Source organism: Cupriavidus taiwanensis (genome assembly GCF_900250075.1).
GTDB lineage: Bacteria > Pseudomonadota > Gammaproteobacteria > Burkholderiales > Burkholderiaceae > Cupriavidus > Cupriavidus taiwanensis_C.
Genome location: NZ_LT977071.1, coordinates 1,977,321 through 1,995,822, shown reverse-complemented (window position 1 = coordinate 1,995,822; position 18,502 = coordinate 1,977,321). Strand labels below are relative to the sequence as shown.

Genomic DNA, 18,502 nt, shown 5'->3' with positions numbered 1-18,502 from the left:
TCCCGCTCGCGGGAGAGGGGAGCCAACCGGCGGGATGGGGAGCGTTGCGGCGATGAGCCCTTACTTCAAGCTGATCGTCGTATTCACCCCATCATTCACCGTGGCGTCGTCAAACCAGCGCGCTGTCACCGTCTTGGTCTGCGTATAGAACTGCACCACCTGCTTGCCATACGGCCCCAGGTCGCCCAGCTTGGAGCCGCGCGAGCCGGTGAAGCTGAAGTAGGGCACCGGCACCGGGATGGGGATGTTGATGCCGACCTGCCCGACATCGATCTCGCTCTGGAACTTGCGCGCCGCGGCGCCGCTCTGCGTGAACACGCCGGTGCCGTTGCCGAACGGGTTGCGGTTGACCAGCGCGATGGCGTCGTCCAGCGTATCCACGCCGATCACCACCAGCACCGGCCCGAAGATCTCTTCCGTGTAGATCGACATGTCGGTCTTCACGTCGGTGAAGATGGTCGGGCCGATGAAGTTGCCCTGCGGATATCCCGGGACTTCCACGCCGCGACCGTCCAGCACCAGCGTGGCGCCTTCGCGCTCGCCGGCGGCGATCAGGCCGAGAATGCGCTCTTTGGCCGCGACCGAAACCACCGGGCCGACATCGGTGCCCGGCTCGGCGCCGGCACCGACCTTCAGGGTCTTGGCGCGCGCCACCAGGTCGGGCACCCAGTCACGCGCCGCGCCCACCAGCACCACCACGGACGTGGCCATGCAGCGCTGGCCGGCCGCGCCGAAGCCGGCGCCCGCCAGCGCATTCAGGGTCTGCTCCTTGTGCGCGTCGGGCAGCACCACCGCGTGGTTCTTGGCGCCCATCATCGACTGCACGCGCTTGCCGTGCGCGCCGGCGAGGTTGTAGACGTGGGTGCCGACGGCGGTGGAGCCGACGAACGACACCGCCTTGATGTCCGGGTGCGTGCACAGCGCGTCGACCACGTCCTTGGCGCCGTGCACCACGTTCAGCACCCCCGGCGGCACGCCGGCTTCCAGCGCCAGCTTGACCAGCTCCATGGTCGACAGCGGATCCTGCTCGGACGGCTTGAGCACGAAGGTATTGCCGCACACGATCGCCATCGGGAACATCCACAGCGGGATCATCGCCGGGAAGTTGAACGGGGTAATGCCGGCGCAGACGCCGATCGGCTGCTGCAGCGTGTAGGTGTCGACGGTGGCGGCGACGTTCTCGGCGAAGCCGCCTTGCTGCAGCGTGCCGATGGAGCAGGCGTGCTCGACCACCTCCAGCCCGCGGAAGATATCGCCTTCGGCATCGGCCAGGGTCTTGCCCTGCTCGGCGGTCAGGATCGCGGCGATGCGCTTGCTGTGTTCGCGGATCAGCGCCTGGAAGCGCAGCATGACGCGCAGCCGCGCGCCGATCGGGGTGTGGCGCCAGGTGGCAAAGGCGCGGTGCGCGGCGCCCACGGCCGCCGCGACTTCGCTGGCCGTGGCGAGCGGCACGCGGGCCAGCACCTGCTGCGTCGCGGGGTTGACCACGTTGCGGAATTCAGTGGCGGACGAGTCCACCCATTCGCCATTGATCAGCAGCGGTACGGTCGGCACGGCGGTGGCGGTGTTGGGCACGGCAGTCATGGTTGTCTCCGGAAGATGTCGTTGTGCAGGGGAAGCGGGGAGTAGAGGGGGTCAGAGGCTGCGCGCGATCAGCATGCGCTGGATCTCGCTGGTGCCTTCGTAGATCTGGGTAATGCGGGCGTCGCGGTAATGGCGCTCGACCGGATAGTCTTCAAGGTAGCCATAGCCGCCGTGGATCTGCAGCGCCTTGGAGCACACGCGCTCGGCCAGTTCCGACGCATACAGCTTGGCCTGCGAGGCCTCGGACAGGCACGGCACGCCGTCGCTGCGCATGCGCGCGGCGCGATGCACCAGCAGCCGCGCGGCATTCAGTTCGGTGGCCATGTCGGCGAGCATGTTGGCGATGGGAGGATGCTCGCGCAGCGCGCGGCCGAACTGGATGCGCTCGGACGCGTAGCGGCATGCGGCCTCGAATGCCGAGCGGGCGATGCCGATCGCCTGCGCGGCGATGCCGATGCGTCCGCCTTCCAGGTTGGACAGCGCGATGCGCAGGCCCTCGCCGGGCTCGCCCAGCAGCGCGTCATGCGGGATCACGCAGTCTTCCAGCGTGATGGCGCAGGTGTCCGAAGCGCGGATGCCCAGCTTCTTTTCCGGAGCGTGGACGATAAAGCCGGGCGTGTCGGTAGGCACCAGGAATGCCGAGATGCCTTTCTTGCCGCGCTCCGGTTCGGTCGCGGCAAACACCACCGCCACGCCCGCGCGCTTGCCGTTGGTGACGAACTGCTTGCTGCCGTTAAGCACCCAGCCGTTGTCGGTGAAGCGGGCGCGGGTGCGCAGGTTGTGCGCCTCGGAGCCGGCCTGCGGTTCGGTCAGGCAGAATGCGCCGATCAGCTCGCCGCTGGCCAGCCGTGCCAGGTAGCGCTCTTTCTGCGCGTCGGTGCCGTAGTGCAGGATCGGCCCGCAGCCGACCGAGTTGTGCACGCTCATCATCGTCGCGCAGGCGGCGCAGCCGGCGGCAATCTCTTCGATGGCGAGCGCATAGGCGACGTAGTCCGTATAGGTGCCGCCCCATTCTTCGGGCACGATCATGCCCAGCAATCCCAGCGCGCCCATTTCGGCGACGACCTCGTCGGGAAGGCGGCCGTCGCGGTCCCATTGCGCGGCGCCGCCGGCCAGCCGCTCGGTGGCAAAGGCGCGCGCGCTGTCGCGGATCATGATTTGCTCTTCGGTGTAGTCGCTGTGCATGGCAGATTGGGTTGGCGTTTGGAGCCGCGCTGCAACTCAGGCAGAATGCGCGCTCGGCGTTTGACCTGCGGGCAGTGTAGGAACGCCCGGGGCCGGCTCCTATGCCAAAATCCGCCAATCTTCGTGAACTCGTTTGCCACCCGCCAGCGCCATGGAAAAAGGCAGTGTCGCCATCTGTTTCGTCCACCACGCCATTGCGGGGCTGCGCGCGCGCGGCATCGACCCGGAGCCGGTGCTGCGCGGCGCCGGCATCGCGCCGGCGCTGCTGACCGTGCCGCAGGCGCGGGTTTCGGCTGCCAGCTACAGCGAGCTGTGGCTGGCCGTGGCGGCCGCGCTGGATGACGAGTTCTTCGGCCAGGATTCGCGCAGCATGAAGTGCGGCAGCTTTGCCATGCTGTGCCATGCGGTGGCGGGCAGCCGCACGCTGGCGCAGGCGCTGGAGCGCATCACGCGGTACTTCCGGCTGCTGCTCGACGATATCGGCGTGCGGCTGGAGCGCCATGGCGACGAGGCCGCGCTGGTGCTGACCGCGCCGAGCGCGCACCTGGGGCGGCAGCCCGGCGTGTTTGCGCAGGAGACCATGCTGATCATGCTGCATGGCCTGATGAGCTGGCTGCTGCGGCGGCGCGTGCCGGTGCGGCTGGCCGCGTTCACCTATGCCGAACCCGCGTATAGCGCCGAATATCGCGTCATGTATTCGCGCCAGCTGGCCTTCGCGCAGCCGGCCACGGCGCTGGTGTTCGACGCGGCCCTGCTGGACCAGCCGGTGCGCCACGATGAGCGCAGCCTGAAGGCGTTCCTGCGCGACGCGCCGCACAACGTGGTGGTCAAGTATTCGGACCGCAGCAGCATGGGTGCGCGCGTGCGCCGGCTGCTGCGCAACCAGCGTCCGGATCAATGGCCGACCTTCGAAGACCTGGCCGTCAGCCTGAACCTGTCGGCCTCGTCATTGCGGCGCCGGCTGATGGAGGAGGGCGTGAGCTACCAGGACCTGAAGGATGCGCTGCGGCGCGACCTGGCGATCGAGGCGCTCAGCCATTCCGGGCGCCCGGTCGCCGATATCGCGGCCGAACTCGGCTTTGCCGAGCCCGGCGCGTTCCACCGGGCCTTCCGGCGCTGGACCGGATCGCGCCCGGGGGCCTACCGCCGCGTGGCGGAAGGCTGAGTGCGGGGCTACAGCTGCGTGGCGTGGTGCCGGATGTGGTCGGCGATAAAGCTGGTGATGAAGTAGTAGCCGTGGTCGTAGCCGCTGTGCCGGCGCAGCGTCAGCGGCTGGCCCACGGCCTGGCAGGCCGCGGCGAATGCGTCCGGATGCAGCTGGCTCTGCAGGAACTGGTCGTCCAGGCCCTGGTCGACCAGGATGCCGGCCGGGAACGGCGCACCCGGCTGGCGTGCCATCAGCTCGCTCGCGTCATACTGCGCCCAGGCGGCGCGGTCGCTGCCGAGGTAGCCGGTAAAGGCCTTCTCGCCCCACGGGCAGCGCGACGGCGCGGCGATCGGCGCGAACGCCGACACCGAGCGGAAGCGCTGGGGATGGCGCTGCGCCAGCACCAGCGCACCGTGCCCGCCCATCGAATGCCCGAAGATGCCGACGCGCGCGGCATCGCCCGGCAATGCGCTGGTTGCCAGGTCGAACAGTTCTTCGGCGACGTAGCTCTCCATGCGCCAGTGCTTGTGCCATGGCGCCTCGGTGGCATCGACATAGAAACCCGCCCCCACGCCGAAGTCCCAGGCATCCGCTTCGCCCGGCAGGCCCGCGCCGCGCGGGCTGGTGTCGGGTGCCACCAGCATCAGGCCGTGCTCGGCGGCGAAACGCTGCGCGCCGGCCTTGATCATGAAGGTCTCTTCGGTGCAGGTGAGGCCCGCCAGGTAGAACAGCACCGGCACCCGTGCGCCGGCCTGCGCCTGCGGCGGCAGGTAGACCGAGAAGCGCATCGGCAGCCCGATCGCCACCGAGTCATGGCGATAGAAGCGCTGCACGCCGCCGTGGCAGCCATGTTGAGAGATCAGTTCCATGTCGGCGCCGTCCTCAGTACAGCACTACCGAGCGGATCGACTCGCCGCGCTTCATCAGGTCGAAGCCTTCGTTGATGCGCTCCAGCGGCAGCGTGTGCGTGATCAGGTCGTCGATATTGAGCTTGCCTTCCATGTACCAGTCGACGATCTTCGGCACGTCGGTGCGGCCGCGCGCGCCGCCGAAGGCGGAGCCTTTCCACTCGCGACCGGTCACCAGCTGGAACGGACGCGTCGAGATCTCGGCGCCGGCCTCGGCCACGCCGATGATGATCGACTTGCCCCAGCCCTTGTGGCAGCACTCCAGCGCCTGGCGCATGACCTGCGTATTGCCGATGCATTCGAACGAGTAGTCCGCGCCGCCGTCGGTGAGCTGGATGATGTGGTCGACCACGTTGTCGACCTCCTTCGGGTTGATGAAATGCGTCATGCCGAACTTGCGCGCCATCGCCTCGCGCGCCGGGTTCAGGTCGACGCCGATGATCTTGTCGGCGCCCACCATCTTGGCCGCCTGGATCACGTTCAGGCCGATGCCGCCCAGGCCGAACACGACCACGTTGGCGCCGGCCTCGACCTTGGCGGTGAACAGCACCGCGCCCACGCCGGTGGTGACGCCGCAGCCGATGTAGCAGACCTTGTCGAACGGCGCATCCGGGCGGATCTTCGCCAGCGCGATCTCCGGCACCACGATGTGGTTGGCGAAGGTCGAGGTGCCCATGTAGTGGAAGATGGGCTTGCCGTCGAGCGAGAAGCGCGAGGTGCCGTCCGGCATCAGGCCCTTGCCTTGCGTCGCGCGGATGGCCTGGCACAGGTTGGTCTTGCGCGACAGGCAGAACTTGCACTGGCGGCATTCCGGCGTGTACAGCGGAATCACGTGGTCGCCGGGCTTGAGCGAGGTCACGCCGGGGCCGACATCGGTGACGATGCCCGCACCCTCATGGCCCAGGATCGCCGGGAAAATGCCTTCCGGGTCTGCGCCGGACAGCGTGTAGTAGTCGGTGTGGCAGATGCCGGTGGCCTTCACCTCCACCAGCACTTCGCCGGCGCGCGGGCCGTCGAGGTCGACGTCTTCGATGGTCAGCGGGGCGCCGGCTTTCCAGGCGATGGCGGCTTTGGTTTTCATGGGGAGGTCCTCCGGGATCAGGAATATGGGGCGGCTTGCGGCCTGTGCGTTGCGCGGCAAAAAGCCGGCGCGAATGCCGAAGGCAGCCGGGTCAGAGGCATGACTATACGGTCTTCCTGTGGCATGAGGCCAGCTTTGGCCGATCAGCGGTCAGCGTCTGCGGGCCACTAGTTCAGCGGCATGGCCGGCTTCGTGGCCAACAACTCCATCGGCCGTTGTTTCCAACTGCCCCGCATGCCGTCGCCCCAGCCACCAGCCGAGGCCCGCCCAGCCTACCGCGAGCAACGCGCCCGCCAAGGCCACCGTCGCCGGATGGCCGGACAGGGCATCGATCGCGGTCTTGACCCAGGCGCTGACCGCATCGCCCGCGCGGTAGACGGCGGTGTCGATGACGTTCTTGGCCTTGTACTTGGTTTCGGCATCGACCACGGTGAACAGCATCTCGCGGCCCGGGCGCAGCAGCGCGTATTCACCGACGCGCCGCAGGATCATGACGCCGGCCAGCACGCCGAAGGTGGGCAGCAGCGCCAGCACGACGAAGCCAGCGGCAACGGCCAGCGGCACCGCGGTCAGCAGCACCGTGACGCCATAGCGGCGCGCCATGCGGCCGGTGAAGAACAGCTGTACCAGGATGGTCAGCGCCTGCACCACGGCATCCAGCGCGCTGAACACCTGGGTCTGGCGGGTGCGCTCGGGGAACGCCTCGGCGACCAGCCGGGCCTGCTCGAAGTAGAGGAAGGTGCTGGCGGTGGCCAGCAGGATCACGAACAGGCCGATGCCGAGCAGGTAGCGCGAGCGCAGCAGCAGCGACAGCCCGGCCAGCAGCCCGCCGCCGATCGGATTGGCCGGATCCTGCGCCGCGCTGGCAACAGCCTGGTCCGGCGGCTCCACGCCGGCGCCGGCACGGCGACGCCAGCCGAACAGCCAGCCCACCCCCGGCAAGGTGGAGGCCAGCAGGGCGGCCGACAGCAGCATCAGGCCGGTCAGGCCGATGTGGGGCACCAGCCAGCCGCCCAGCATCGGCCCGGCCAGTCCGCCCGCGCTGGCGCCGGCGGCCAGCAGCGCGAACAGGCGGCGCGCCTGCTCGGGACGGAACACATCGGCCATCAGGCTCCAGGCCACCGACACCACGAACAGGTTGAACACGGATAGCCACACGTAGAACACGCGCGCCAGCCAGACGTTGTCGGGCAGGACGCGCGTGGCCATCGCAAAGGCCAGCAGGTTGGCAATGAAGAAGGCATAGACCCATGGCACGAAGCGGCGCCGCGGCAGCCAGGCGCAGACCGCGCCGTAGAGCGGGATCGCCGCCAGCATCACGACAAAGGTGGCGGTGAACAGCCATTGCAGGTTTTTCACGCCGCCGGCGATGCCCATGGTTTCGCGCACCGGGCGCAGCATGAAGTAGCTGGCGAACAGGCAGAAGAAGAACAGGAAGCCGGCCACCACGGCGCCGGCTTCGCCGCTGCGCACGCCAAAGCCGCGCCACAGGCGGGCCGGGCCACGGGTGGATGCGTCGCGCGCGGGCTTGTCCACGGCGGGGCGGCTCAGCGCAGCAGCGCCGCGATGCGCTCGCGCTGGCCGGGATCGGGCATGCGGCCGAGCGCGGCGCCGAGGTTGTCGGCCATGTTGCGTGGCTTGGAGGTGGCCGGGATCGCGGCGGTCACGGCCGGATGGCTGACGACGAACTTCAGGAACAGCTGGCCCCATGAGCCGCAGTCAATGTCGCCGGCCCATGGCGGCAGCGCGCGGTCCTTGACCACGCGGAACAGGCGCCCGTCCTGGAACGGCCGGTTGACCAGCACCGCCACGCCGCGCGCCTCGCACAGCGGCAGCAGCGTGCGCTCGGCATTGCGCTCGCCCACGGAGTAGTTGATCTGGACGAAATCCACGCGCTCGGCGCGCACGATTCTTTCCAGCGCCTCGTGGGCGTCGTCGCGGTAATGGGTGATGCCCAGGTAGCGGATGCGACCCTGTTCCTTCAGCTGGCGCAGCCAGCGCAGGTTGCCCTGCCAGTCGATCAGGTTGTGTATCTGCAGCAGGTCGACCTTGTCGACGTGCAGGTCGGCCAGCGACCGTTCCCATTGCGCCTGCGCCGGCGCGCCGGAACGGGCCGAGATCTTGGTGGCGAGGAAGACCCGGTTGCGCGCATTGGCCGCGCGCAGCAGATCGCCGGTCACGGCTTCGGCGCTGCCGTAGCTGGGCGCGGTATCGACCACCGAGCCTTCGGTCTGCAGCAACAGCCCCATGACCTCCGCCAGCGGCTTGCGTTCGTCGGGGCCGGAGCCGACGTCGAAGGTGTCGGCGGTGCCCATGCCGATCACGGGCAGGGCTTCGGTGGTGCCGGGAATGGTGCGGCGCAGGGGCGCGGCAACGGTGACGGCATGGGCCGGCGGCGCTGGCCCGATCCCGGTGGCGGCCAGTCCGGCGGCCAGGCCGAGGAATGAGCGACGATCGATCGACATGGGAGGGTTTCCCGGCGAGTCACTGACTGGTTGACCTTAGGCGTTGAGCCAGGCCGTGTAAACCGTTGCGTGCGCGACGGAACCCCTAGTGCAGGCGAGGACGATATCCCACGCCAAACCGGACGGACAAGGCGCTAAGCCGCTGGTCCAGCGTCCAGAGGCGGGCACCGGGGGTGATCAGGGTCGAAGCCAGCAAGGTGACATCCACCAGGCCGCAGCCCAGCCCATACAGTTGCTCGCGCTCCACCAGCGAGATGATTTCTCCCAGCGTTGCCTGCCTGGCGGCCTGCAGCAACCCGATGTCGCCGAGCGTCTGCGCCCGCGGCGCCGGTGGCGTGCCGCAGGCCAGTTCGGCCACGACCAGGGGATGGGTCAGCACCTGGTCTGCCTCCATCAGGCGGATCAGGGCGTCATTGCGCTGCCGGAAATGGCCCACCCACACCGAGGTGTCGACGAGCACGTTCATTTGACGTCGGGTTCGGGATTGCGGCGCGGTACGTCTTGCATGCCGGGCGCTGCGCCGCCGAGGGCCGCGAGGCGCTTGGCGGCCTGCACCCGAACGAATGTCTTGATTGCCTCGCGAAACAGGTCTGCCTTGTCCATGCCGGGGTCCGCCATCTCCAGTGCTTGTTCATACAGGGCGTCATCGATCGTGACTGTCGTGCGCATCGCAGGCTCCTTGAATCAGGTTTGATGACAATATGCATCAAAAACGGAATCAGGGCAAGGCCGCAATCGCTTGCGGACCGGATGCTGCCGACACGCTTGCAGTATTGGCTGCCGGTACCAGGGCGTCGATGAGAGATGTCGCATTCCGGGCCGGGCAGGCCTGGTGCCGGAGCCGCCGCGGCGTAGCCCCCGGTCACGGTCCGTCGTCAGATCACCGTGGCCAGGCCGAGCGTCAGCAGCAGCGCCACCACCGAGATGATGGTTTCGCAGACCGACCAGGTCTTGAAGGTCTGGGCCACGGTCATGTTGAAGTACTCCTTGACCAGCCAGAAGCCGCCGTCGTTCACGTGCGACAGGATCAGCGAGCCGGCGCCGGTGGTCAGCACCAGCAGTTCCGGGCGGGTGCCGGGCACGCTGGCGGCAATCGGCGCGACGATGCCCGCTGCGGTGGTCATGGCAACCGTTGCCGAGCCGGTGGCGATGCGGATCATCACCGCGACCAGCCAGCCCAGCACCAGCACCGAGACATTGGCGCCGGTGGCGACGTCGACGATGGCGGTGGAGATGCCCGAGTCGCGCAGGATGCGGCCGAAGCCGCCGCCGGCACCGACCACCAGCGTGATGATGGCGGTGGGCGCCACGCACTCGTTGGTGAACTTGAGGATGGTCTCGCGATTGAAGCCGCGCGCCTTGCCGAAGGTGTAGAAGCTCACCAGCGCGGCGATCAGCAGCGCCATCACCGAGTTGCCGATCAGCTTCAGGAAATCGTTGGCGAAGGTCTTGGGCGTGGTGAACAGGTCGGCCCAGCTGCCGATCAGCATCAGCACCACCGGCAACAGGATGGTGAACACCGTGATGCCGAAGCCCGGCAGCTCGTGCGATTCCTTGACGCGCTCATCCTCTTCGGTGAACTGCTCGGCCAGCGGATTGTATTCGGGCAGCTTGACGTAGCGGTCCATCAGCCGGGCGAACAGCGGGCCTGCCAGCGCGGCGGTGGGAATGCCCACGATCAGCGCGTACATGATGGTCTTGCCGATGTCGGCGCCGTACGCGGTCACCGCCAGCAGCGCGGCGGGGTGCGGCGGGATCAGGCCGTGCACCACCGACAGTCCTGCCACCATCGGGATGCCGACCAGCACCATCGACGTGCCGGTGCGCTTGGCGACGTTGAAGGCGATCGGCACCAGCAGCACGAAACCCACTTCGAAGAACACCGGCAGGCCGACGATAAACGCGATGGTGGCCATGGCCCAATGCACGTTCTTCGCCCCGAAGAAATCGATCAGAGTGTTGGCGATGCGCTCGGCGCCGCCGGACTCGGCCATCATCTTGCCCAGCATGGTGCCCAGTCCCACCACCAGCGCGATATGGCCGAGGGTGCCGCCGACACCGGCTTCGAAGGACTTGACGATCTCGCTCATCGGCATGCCCACGGCAAAGCCGAGCAGCACCGAGACGACGACCAGGGTAATGAACGGGTTGAGCTTGTAGCGCGCGATCAGCACCACCAGTGCGATCACTGCGATCAGCGCATACACCAAGAGCGTGGTTCCGGTGACGGCACCCATATTGTCTCCTTGCGTGGAAAAGAGCCGCTTGTGGCGGCAGCAGAGGTTTGGCTTTCTTGTTTCTCTCCCAGTGCGGGAGAGTCGGTGGGGGAGAGGACATGCGTGGCAAGCACTTTGGCGACTCACCTTGTGGTGGCGCCAGGCCCTCTCCCCCGGCCCCTCTCCCGCGCGCGGGAGAGGGGAGCAAACAGTGGGGAAGCAGTGAATCAGGCAGCCGGCTCAGGCTGCCGGCTTCTTGTAGGCGATGCAGTCGACCTCGACCTTGCAGTCGACCACCATGCTCGACTGCACGCAGGCGCGCGCGGGCGGGTTGGCGCCGAAGTATTCCTTGAAGATCTTGTTGAACGAGGCGAAGTCGCGCGTGTCGTCCAGCCACACGCCGCAGCGCACGACATGCTCGGGGCCGTAACCGGCCTCGGCAAGAATCGCCAGCACGTTCTTGATGGCCTGGTGGGTCTGGGGCACGATGCCGCCGTCGATGACCTCGCCGTTGACCATCGGCACCTGGCCGGAGACGTAGAGCCAGCCATCGGCCGCGACCGCGCGGGCAAAGGGCATGTGCTGGCCGCCGGTACCGGTGCCGCCTTCGACGCCGAATCGTTTGATGTCCATGGGTACTCCTGGAATGAGTTGGATAGGGGAGGGAAGCGGCGGTGCGTGCGGGTCAGTCCGCACCGCGGGGCAGGAACCGGCCGGCGCGCACGCCGGTGCTCTGGCGTTGCTGCCATGACAGCTCGCCGTTGACCCAGACCGAGGCAATGCCCTCGGCCGGTTGCATGGGATCGGTAAAGCTGGCGGCGTCGCGGATGGTGGCGGCGTCGAACAGCACCAGGTCGGCCCAGTAGCCTTCGCGCACGAAGCCGCGCTGGTGCAGGCCGAAGCGCTCGGCCGACATGCCGGTCATCTTGTTGACGGCCACGGTCAGCGGAAACAGTTCGCGGTCGCGGGCGTAGTGGCCGAGCACACGCGGGAACGCGCCCCACAGGCGCGGGTGCGGCAACGGGTCGTTGGGCAAGCCGTCCGAACCGACCACCGTGGCCGGATGGCTCAGGATGCGGTCGACGTCGGCGTCTTCCATGCAGTGGTAGACCGCGCCGGCGGGCATCAGCCGGCGCGCGGCTTCGTGCAGGTCGACCTGCCATTCGGCGGCGATGTCGGCGAGCAGGCGGCCGCCCATCTCCGGCGCGCCTTCGGACCAGGTCACCATGATGTCGAAGTCGCCGGTAACCTGCTTCATGTCCAGCGTGGACGAGCTGGCAGTGTAGGGATAGCAATCGCAGCCCACCGGCTGCCAGCGCTGCGCGCCGTCGAGCGCGTCCAGCACTTCGGTGCTGCGGCCCCAGTTGGCCACGCCGGCGCATTTCAGGTGCGAGATCACCACCGGTACGCGCGCATGGCGGCCGATGCGGAAGGCCTCGTCCATGGCATCCAGGATCTCGGCAAATTCACTGCGCAGGTGCGTGGCGTAGAGCGCGCCGGCCTTGGCCAGCGGCTCGGCCAGCGCCAGCACTTCCTCGGTCGGCGCGCTGAAGGCGTTGGCATAGGCCAGGCCGGTCGACAGGCCCAGCGCGCCGTGCTGCAGCGCTTCTTCCAGCTGCGCGCGCATCGCCTCGATTTCCTGCGGCGTGGCGGCGCGGTCGAAGCGGTCCATATGGTTGCTGCGCAGCGCGGTATGGCCGACCAGCGCGGCGACATTGACCGCGGGCTGCGCGGCCTCGACCGCATCGACATAGGCCTTGAAATCCGGATAGCGGAAGGCGTCGGCATGGCCCAGCAAATTCATCGGATCGGGCGGATCGCCCGCCAGCGTGACCGGCGCGGCGCTGATGCCGCAGTTGCCGACCACCACCGTGGTCACGCCCTGCGACAGCTTGGGCGTCATCTCCGGCTGGCGCACCACGTTGGTGTCGTCATGCGTGTGCACGTCGATAAAGCCGGGGGCGAGCACCAGGCCATCGCCTTCGACTACGTGCGCGGCCGCATCGGGGTCGATCGCGCCGGGGGCATCGATGCGGGCGATGCGGCCATCGCGCAAGGCCACGTCGGCCAGGCGCGCGGCCGCGCCGGAGCCGTCGATCAGCGTAACGCAGCGGATCAGGGTATCGAACAGGTGTGGCATGGTCAGTCTCCCAGCGGCTGGCGGCTGTCGGGGCCCTTGCCGGGGCCGCTGTCGCCGCGGTGGCTGTCGAGCACGTACTTGAGCCGGCGCAGGCGCTCCTTGCTCTGGTCCGGCTGCAACAGTGCGCACTGCGTGGCCAGCACGTCCAGCACCATCAGCATGGCGTAGCGCGAGGCCGATGGCTTGAAAATGAAATCCGTCTCCAGCGTGCGCACCGGCAGCAGCACGTCGGCGCGCGCCGCCAGCGGCGATCCCAGCGCGGTCACGGCCACCAGGCGGGCGCCGTACTCGCGCGCGATATCGCAGCTGGCCAGCATCTCCGGCACGCGGCCGCTGGCCGAGAAGGCCAGCACCACGTCGTCGCGGCCCAGCGTGGCCGCCACCATCTTTTGCAGCAGGGCATCCTGGTAGCTTGCCACCGGCTGGCCCAGGCGCGCCAGGCGGTGGCGCGCTTCATCGGCCAGGAACGACGAGCCGCCGCCCATGCCAAAAGCGTAGACCATGCGTGCGCCCAGCAACAGGCGCGCGGCCTGCTCGATGCGCTGGGTGTCCAGCAGCCCGCGGTTGGCTTCCAGCGCGGTGAGGATGTCGGCGTGGATGCTGTCGGCAAGCGTGGCTGGCGCGGCTTCAGCGGCGGGAACGTTGCCGGGCTGCAGGAAGCGCGCGCCCACCGCCGCGGCCTGGGCCAGGCGCAGCTTCAGGTCGCGCACGTCGCGGCAGCCGATCGCCTTGGCAAAGCGCGTCACGCTGGCTTCGCTGACGCCGGCCTGGCGGGCGAGCTCATTGATGCTCGCCGCCGCCGCGCCGGCCAGGTCTTCCAGCACCACCTGCGCCACCTTCTGCTCGGCCAGTCGCAGCGCGGGGCCGCGCTCGGCGATGCGGGTCAGGATGTCGAAGGGCGCGGTCATGGTCGGTGATGGGGGCGAGGTGGCGAAGCGGCGAAACGGCGAAGAGGGAATAGGCGGTAATGTGACGAAATCTGCAGTCGCGGCGGGCAGGGGCTATAACAGTGACTGGCACCCGATGGTGAGCGCCCTTGCTCATACCGCGCGGTTGCTGCCGCAGCGCCGTGTGTTACTTTATAACAGGGATGAAATATCTTATTTTCAGGGCTATCATTACGTCAATCAGATTTTTTCAGGGTGATGACAGGCATGCGTGAAATAAAGTATCAGGCTGGCGTGATCGATCCGCTCAACAAGGCGCTGGGCCGGATGGAGGCACCGATCGCCCCGGATGCGGCCGGCCAGACCGGCTGGAACCTGTTGCAGGAAGAACTGAGCCTGCCGGCCGCAGTGCTCTATGAAGACCGGCTCGCGCACAACCTGGAGTGGATGCGCCGCTTCATGAACGAGTACGGCGTGCAGCTGGCGCCGCATGGCAAGACCACCATGGCGCCCAAGCTGTTTGCCCGGCAGCTTGGCGCCGGCGCTTGGGGCATCACCCTGGCCACCGCGCACCAGACCGCGGCCGCGCATGCGCACGGCGTCAAGCGCGTGCTGATGGCCAACCAGCTGGTCGGCCGCCGCAATATGGAAATCATCGCGGACCTGCTGCGCGATCCCGACTTTGAATTCTTCGCGCTGGTGGATTCGGCCGAGCTGGTCGACCAGCTCGGCAAGTTCTTCAGTCAGCGCGGACAGACGCTGCAGGTGCTGCTCGAGCTGGGCGTCGAAGGCGGGCGCACCGGCGTGCGCGACGACGCGCAGCAGCAGGCCGTGCTCGACGCGCTGGCGCGCTGGCCCGGCGCGCTGTCGCTGGCCGGCGTGGAAATCTACGAGGGCGTGCTCAAGGAAGAAGCCGATATCCGCAAGTTCCTGCAGCGCACCGTCGCGGTGACGAAGCAGCTCGCCGCGCAAGGCCGCTTCGGCCGCAGCCCGGTGGTGATGTCGGGCGCGGGCTCGGCCTGGTACGACGTGGTGGCCGAGGAATTCGCGCGCACCGACATCGGCGCGCCGATCGACATCGTGTTGCGTCCCGGCTGCTACCTGACGCACGATGTGGGCATCTACCGCGCCGCGCAGCAGCGCATCCTGGCGAGCAACCCGGTCGCGCAGAAAATGCGCGAGGGTTTGCTGCCGGCGCTGCAGCTGTGGGCCTACGTCCAGTCGATTCCGGAACCCGACCGCGTCATCATCGGCATGGGCAAGCGCGATGCCGCCTTCGACGCCGGCATGCCGATCCCCGCGCGCCGCTACCGTCCCGGTGAAGAAGCGCCGGTGGACGTGCCCGCGTATTGGGAGGTCACGGGCATGATGGACCAGCACGCCTACCTGCAGGTCCGGCCGGGCGACGACATCCGGGTCGGCGACATGATCGCCTTCGATATCTCGCATCCGTGCCTGACCTTCGACAAGTGGCGCCATATCCCGGTGCTGGATCGCGACCTGCGCGTGATCGACATTGTCCAAACTTTCTTCTGAGGCAAGCAGCCCCATGAGCATCGACATCCTGGCCTATGGCGAGCCGCTGGTCGAGTTCAACCAGCAGCCGGACGATCCCTCGCGCTACCTGCAGGGCTTTGGCGGCGATACCTCCAACTTCTGCATTGCCGCGGCGCGCCAGGGCGCGAGCACCGGCTATATCTGCGCGGTCGGTGCGGATACCTTCGGCGAGCGCCTGCGCGCACTGTGGACGCAGGAACGGGTCGACACGCGGCATGTGCATGTCGACGCCAGCGCTCCCACCGGCGTCTACTTTGTCTCGCACGACAGCCACGGCCACCGCTTCGACTACCTGCGCGAGGGTTCCGCTGCCAGCCGCTACCAGCATGAACAGCTGCCGCTCGGCGCGATCGCGTCGGCGCGCTACCTGCACCTGTCGGGCATCAGCCTCGCCATCAGCACCAGCGCGTGCGATGCCGGCCTGGAGGCGATGGAGCACGCGCGCAAGGCCGGCACCAGGGTCACGCTGGACACCAACCTGCGGCTGCGCCTGTGGTCGCTGGCGCGTGCGCGCGGCATCATGCGCGAAGCGTTCCGGATGACCGACGTATGCTTGCCCAGCTGGGACGACATCACGGTGCTGACCGGGCTGGACGACCGCGATGCCATCGCCGACTACCTGCTCGGCTGCGGCATCGGCCTGGTCGCGCTGAAGCTGGGGGAGGAGGGCTCGTACATCGCCACGCCCGAGTCCCGCAGCCTGGTGCCGGCCTATCCGGTCAAGCCGGTCGATGCCACCGGCGCGGGCGACTGCTTCGGCGGCAGCTTCGTCGCGCGGCTGGCGGCGGGCGCCGATCCGTTCGAGGCCGCGCGCTATGCCAACGTGGCGGCAGCGCTGTCGACCACCGGCTATGGCGCGGTGGCGCCGATTCCCGATGCGCAGACCGTGCTGGCGCGGCTGGCGCAGTCGGTATCGGTGATCGCCTGAGCCGCTGCCCGACCCTGATGTTTTCCTGAACCCCCATACCGCGAGACCGACATGTCAGACCAGACTTCCCCGCTGCTTCAACGCCTTGCCGATGTGCCGGTGATCCCGGTGCTGGAATTCCACTCGGTCGACGAGGCCCTGCATGTCAGCGAGGCGCTGGTGACCGGTGGCTTGCCGCTGCTGGAAATCACGCTGCGCACCCCGGTGGCGCTGGAGGCGATCCGTGCCGTCGCGGCGGCGCTGCCGCAAGCCTGCGTCGGTGCCGGCACGGTGCTGAGCGTGGAGCAACTGCACGCGGTGCGCGACGCGGGCGCCCAGTTTGCGGTCTCGCCCGGCCTGACGCCGACGCTGGCCGCGGGCGCGCGAGGCGCGGGGATCTCGCTGCTGCCGGGCGTTGCCACCGCCAGCGAGGCCATGGCGGCGCTGGAAGCCGGCTTCACCTTCCTCAAGTTCTTCCCGGCGCAGGCCGCGGGCGGGGTGCCGATGCTGAAGTCGCTGGGCGGGCCGCTGCCGCAGCTGCGCTTCTGCCCGACCGGCGGCATCGATGCCGCGCTGGCGCCGTCGTACCTGGCGCTGCCCAATGTGGTGTGCGTGGGCGGGTCGTGGGTGGTGCCCAAGGATGCCGTCGCCGGTGGCGACTGGAGCCGTATCCGTGCGCTGGCCGAGCAGGCCAGGGCACTGCGCGGCAAGCCCTGAGCGGCGCGCAGCAAAGCAAAACTGCAAAGCAAAACGGCACGCCATCGGGCGTGCCGTTTTGCTGTCGATGCAGCCTGGCCGGCTTACTTGTGGCGGTCTGCCGAGCTTTCAAGCTTCTGGCCGCCACGCTGAATGTCCTGGCCGAGCCCCGCCATCGTGTTGCAACCGGCCAACAGAGTGGCAAACAAAACGCACCAGATCCAACCTTTCTTCACGCCGGGCTCCTTTCAATAGGGTCGAGAATCGAGCGATTCTCCGAGTTTTGGGATTGACGCAGATTTTACCGCTGCTGCGCGCGGCTTTGATAGCCGGTATGTCGCAATTTGTAAATCGTGCAACCCCACGCACGTGGCTGCTGGTCAGGCCGGCGGTGCCAGCAAGGCGCGGGCGCGCTGCTGGATCGCCGCATGGGTCTGCATGAGCCAGACGGCCGGAAACGGCTGCGCCAGCAGGTAGCCCTGCACGCTGTGGCAGCCCCAGGCGCGCACCGCTTCCAGCTGCTGGCGGGTTTCGATGCCCTTGGCGCAGACCGAGGCGCCGGCGCGGCGCGCCGCGCGGCAGGCCTCGCGCAGGCTGTCGGCACGGCGGCGGGCCTCGCGCGCATGGCCCAGGCCCCTTGCGTCCAGCGTGACGGCGTCCGGATGCAGCGCCGCCAAGGCGTCGCGGCAGGCCGGGCTGTCGTCGAAATCGCCCAGCGCCAGCTGCAGCCCGCGCCGGCGCAGCGCGGCAAAGCGATCGATCAGTTCGGCGTCGGTCGGCACGGTGCTGGCCGGCAGTTCGATGCACAAGTGCTCTGGCGTGATGCCGCCCGCATCGAGCGCCTGCGCCAGGGCTTCGACCATTTGCGGGCGATGCAGTTGGGCGCTCGAGGCCAGCAGGGTGAACTGCAGCGGGGCAATGGTCTCGGCGGCACGGACCAGCGGCAGCACGCTCTCCAGCAGCCAGTTGCCGATGCGGCCCACCAGTCCGAGTGCTTCGACGCCGGGCAGGAAGTCCTGCGGCGCCACGCGGCCGAGCACCGGATGCTGCCAGCGCAGCCGCACCGTGTAGCCGCTGACGGCGGCGCCGGCAAGGTCGGCGCGCGGTTGCAGTTGCAGGCTCAGCTCGCCGCGCTGGAGTGCGTCGGGCAGCGCCGCCAGCACCGGCGCGGCGGGCGGGGACAGCGGCTTGTCTGCGCGCGCCAGGCCGGCGCCGCCCTGGCGGTTGACCCGCAGCATGGCGTCGAATGCCTGCTGCAGGCTGCGCTCGGCCGGAATGTCGGCATGGTCGTTGGCCACGCCGATGCTGCACGACAGGTGCAGCTCGAAGCCGTCCAGCGCAAAAGGCCGGGACAGGTCGTCGGCCACGCGGCTGGCGACCTGGCCAGGATCGGCCACGCCCGCGGGCAGCGCGGTGATGACCACCAGGTCGGCCGCGGCCATCCAGTGCATGAACGCGCCCGGCGGCAGCAGGCAGGCAATGCGCGCCTGCACGATGCCGCGCAGCCTGGCGCAGCGGCCAGTCCCGAGGGTTTCACAAGCGTTGGCAAAGCGGTCCAGGCGGATCGCCAGGATCGCCGCCGGCGGACCGGCCTGGCCGCGGCGCGCGTTCAGCGCGCCTTCCAGCGCGGACGGTTGCATCGCGCCCCTGCCGCCGCTGGCAGCGCTTTCGACGAGGTCGTCGGCATCAGGATCCATGCATGATCTTGCGGGCCGCCGGACAATGGCTG

Annotated in this window: 19 protein-coding genes; 5 read left to right on the top strand and 14 right to left on the bottom strand. The window is 68.5% G+C overall.

Annotated elements, in window-relative coordinates; genetic code table 11:
- Positions 1-60: 60 nt before the first annotated feature.
- A complete protein-coding gene (locus tag CBM2588_RS25395; RefSeq protein ID WP_115683051.1) occupies positions 61-1,584 on the bottom strand; it encodes a CoA-acylating methylmalonate-semialdehyde dehydrogenase in 1,524 nt (507 codons plus the stop codon).
- Between the two features lie 51 nt (positions 1,585-1,635).
- Positions 1,636-2,769, bottom strand: a complete 1,134-nt coding sequence (locus tag CBM2588_RS25390; RefSeq protein ID WP_115683050.1) for an acyl-CoA dehydrogenase family protein — start codon at positions 2,767-2,769, stop codon at positions 1,636-1,638.
- A 151-nt stretch (positions 2,770-2,920) separates the two neighbouring features.
- On the opposite strand from CBM2588_RS25390, the gene CBM2588_RS25385 reads away from it, so the two are divergent.
- On the top strand, positions 2,921-3,934 hold the full coding sequence (locus CBM2588_RS25385; protein ID WP_115683049.1) for an AraC family transcriptional regulator: 1,014 nt from the start codon (positions 2,921-2,923) through the stop codon (positions 3,932-3,934).
- 8 nt (positions 3,935-3,942) lie between these two features.
- Here the strand turns inward: CBM2588_RS25385 and fghA are convergent, their stop codons facing one another.
- From fghA to CBM2588_RS25335, 10 genes are all read right to left on the bottom strand, one after another.
- On the bottom strand, positions 3,943-4,785 hold the full coding sequence (gene fghA, locus CBM2588_RS25380) for an S-formylglutathione hydrolase (RefSeq protein WP_115683048.1): 843 nt from the start codon (positions 4,783-4,785) through the stop codon (positions 3,943-3,945).
- Positions 4,786-4,798: 13 nt separating this feature from the next.
- Positions 4,799-5,905, bottom strand: a complete 1,107-nt coding sequence (locus CBM2588_RS25375) for an S-(hydroxymethyl)glutathione dehydrogenase/class III alcohol dehydrogenase (protein WP_115683047.1) — start codon at positions 5,903-5,905, stop codon at positions 4,799-4,801.
- A gap of 150 nt (positions 5,906-6,055) precedes the next feature.
- Positions 6,056-7,441, bottom strand: coding sequence for an NTP/NDP exchange transporter (locus tag CBM2588_RS25370; RefSeq protein ID WP_115683046.1), 1,386 nt, complete (start codon positions 7,439-7,441; stop codon positions 6,056-6,058).
- Between the two features lie 11 nt (positions 7,442-7,452).
- Positions 7,453-8,370 carry an aldo/keto reductase gene (locus CBM2588_RS25365; RefSeq protein ID WP_115683045.1) on the bottom strand — a complete coding sequence of 306 codons (918 nt, stop codon included), beginning with the start codon at positions 8,368-8,370 and terminating at the stop codon, positions 7,453-7,455.
- 85 nt (positions 8,371-8,455) lie between these two features.
- Complete coding sequence (locus tag CBM2588_RS25360; RefSeq protein ID WP_115683044.1) at positions 8,456-8,836, bottom strand: type II toxin-antitoxin system VapC family toxin; 381 nt, start codon at positions 8,834-8,836, stop codon at positions 8,456-8,458.
- Positions 8,833-9,039 carry a type II toxin-antitoxin system VapB family antitoxin gene (locus CBM2588_RS25355; RefSeq protein WP_012355939.1) on the bottom strand — a complete coding sequence of 69 codons (207 nt, stop codon included), beginning with the start codon at positions 9,037-9,039 and terminating at the stop codon, positions 8,833-8,835. Before CBM2588_RS25355 ends, CBM2588_RS25360 begins: the two co-directional genes overlap by 4 nt.
- Positions 9,040-9,245: 206 nt before the next feature.
- Positions 9,246-10,607: a GntP family permease gene (locus tag CBM2588_RS25350; protein WP_111521557.1), complete on the bottom strand. Its 1,362-nt coding sequence runs from the start codon at positions 10,605-10,607 to the stop codon at positions 9,246-9,248.
- A gap of 219 nt (positions 10,608-10,826) precedes the next feature.
- Positions 10,827-11,219, bottom strand: coding sequence for a RidA family protein (locus tag CBM2588_RS25345; protein WP_012355941.1), 393 nt, complete (start codon positions 11,217-11,219; stop codon positions 10,827-10,829).
- Between the two features lie 52 nt (positions 11,220-11,271).
- Positions 11,272-12,726 carry an N-acyl-D-amino-acid deacylase family protein gene (locus CBM2588_RS25340; protein ID WP_115683043.1) on the bottom strand — a complete coding sequence of 485 codons (1,455 nt, stop codon included), beginning with the start codon at positions 12,724-12,726 and terminating at the stop codon, positions 11,272-11,274.
- Positions 12,727-12,728: 2 nt separating this feature from the next.
- Complete coding sequence (locus CBM2588_RS25335) at positions 12,729-13,634, bottom strand: MurR/RpiR family transcriptional regulator (RefSeq protein WP_115683042.1); 906 nt, start codon at positions 13,632-13,634, stop codon at positions 12,729-12,731.
- Here CBM2588_RS25335 and CBM2588_RS25330 point away from each other — a divergent pair.
- From CBM2588_RS25330 to CBM2588_RS25315, 4 genes are read left to right on the top strand one after another with little or no spacing between them, the layout of a single operon-like run.
- Entirely contained in the window at positions 13,615-13,872 is a 258-nt protein-coding gene (locus CBM2588_RS25330) for a hypothetical protein (RefSeq protein ID WP_147298432.1), read from the top strand. The genes CBM2588_RS25335 and CBM2588_RS25330 overlap by 20 nt on opposite strands.
- Before the next feature lie 8 nt (positions 13,873-13,880).
- Positions 13,881-15,149, top strand: a complete 1,269-nt coding sequence (locus CBM2588_RS25325; RefSeq protein ID WP_115683041.1) for an amino acid deaminase — start codon at positions 13,881-13,883, stop codon at positions 15,147-15,149.
- Positions 15,150-15,162: 13 nt separating this feature from the next.
- The gene (locus CBM2588_RS25320; RefSeq protein ID WP_111521561.1) at positions 15,163-16,098 is read left to right on the top strand and encodes a sugar kinase; all 936 of its coding nucleotides are present in this window, start codon (positions 15,163-15,165) and stop codon (positions 16,096-16,098) included.
- A gap of 51 nt (positions 16,099-16,149) precedes the next feature.
- Positions 16,150-16,794 carry a bifunctional 4-hydroxy-2-oxoglutarate aldolase/2-dehydro-3-deoxy-phosphogluconate aldolase gene (locus CBM2588_RS25315; protein ID WP_115683040.1) on the top strand — a complete coding sequence of 215 codons (645 nt, stop codon included), beginning with the start codon at positions 16,150-16,152 and terminating at the stop codon, positions 16,792-16,794.
- 83 nt (positions 16,795-16,877) lie between these two features.
- On the opposite strand, the gene CBM2588_RS25310 is transcribed toward CBM2588_RS25315, so the two are convergent.
- A complete protein-coding gene (locus CBM2588_RS25310) occupies positions 16,878-17,009 on the bottom strand; it encodes an entericidin A/B family lipoprotein (protein ID WP_010814145.1) in 132 nt (43 codons plus the stop codon).
- Positions 17,010-17,153: 144 nt separating this feature from the next.
- Entirely contained in the window at positions 17,154-18,470 is a 1,317-nt protein-coding gene (locus CBM2588_RS25305; RefSeq protein WP_115683039.1) for a GGDEF domain-containing protein, read from the bottom strand.
- Positions 18,471-18,502: the final 32 nt, after the last annotated feature.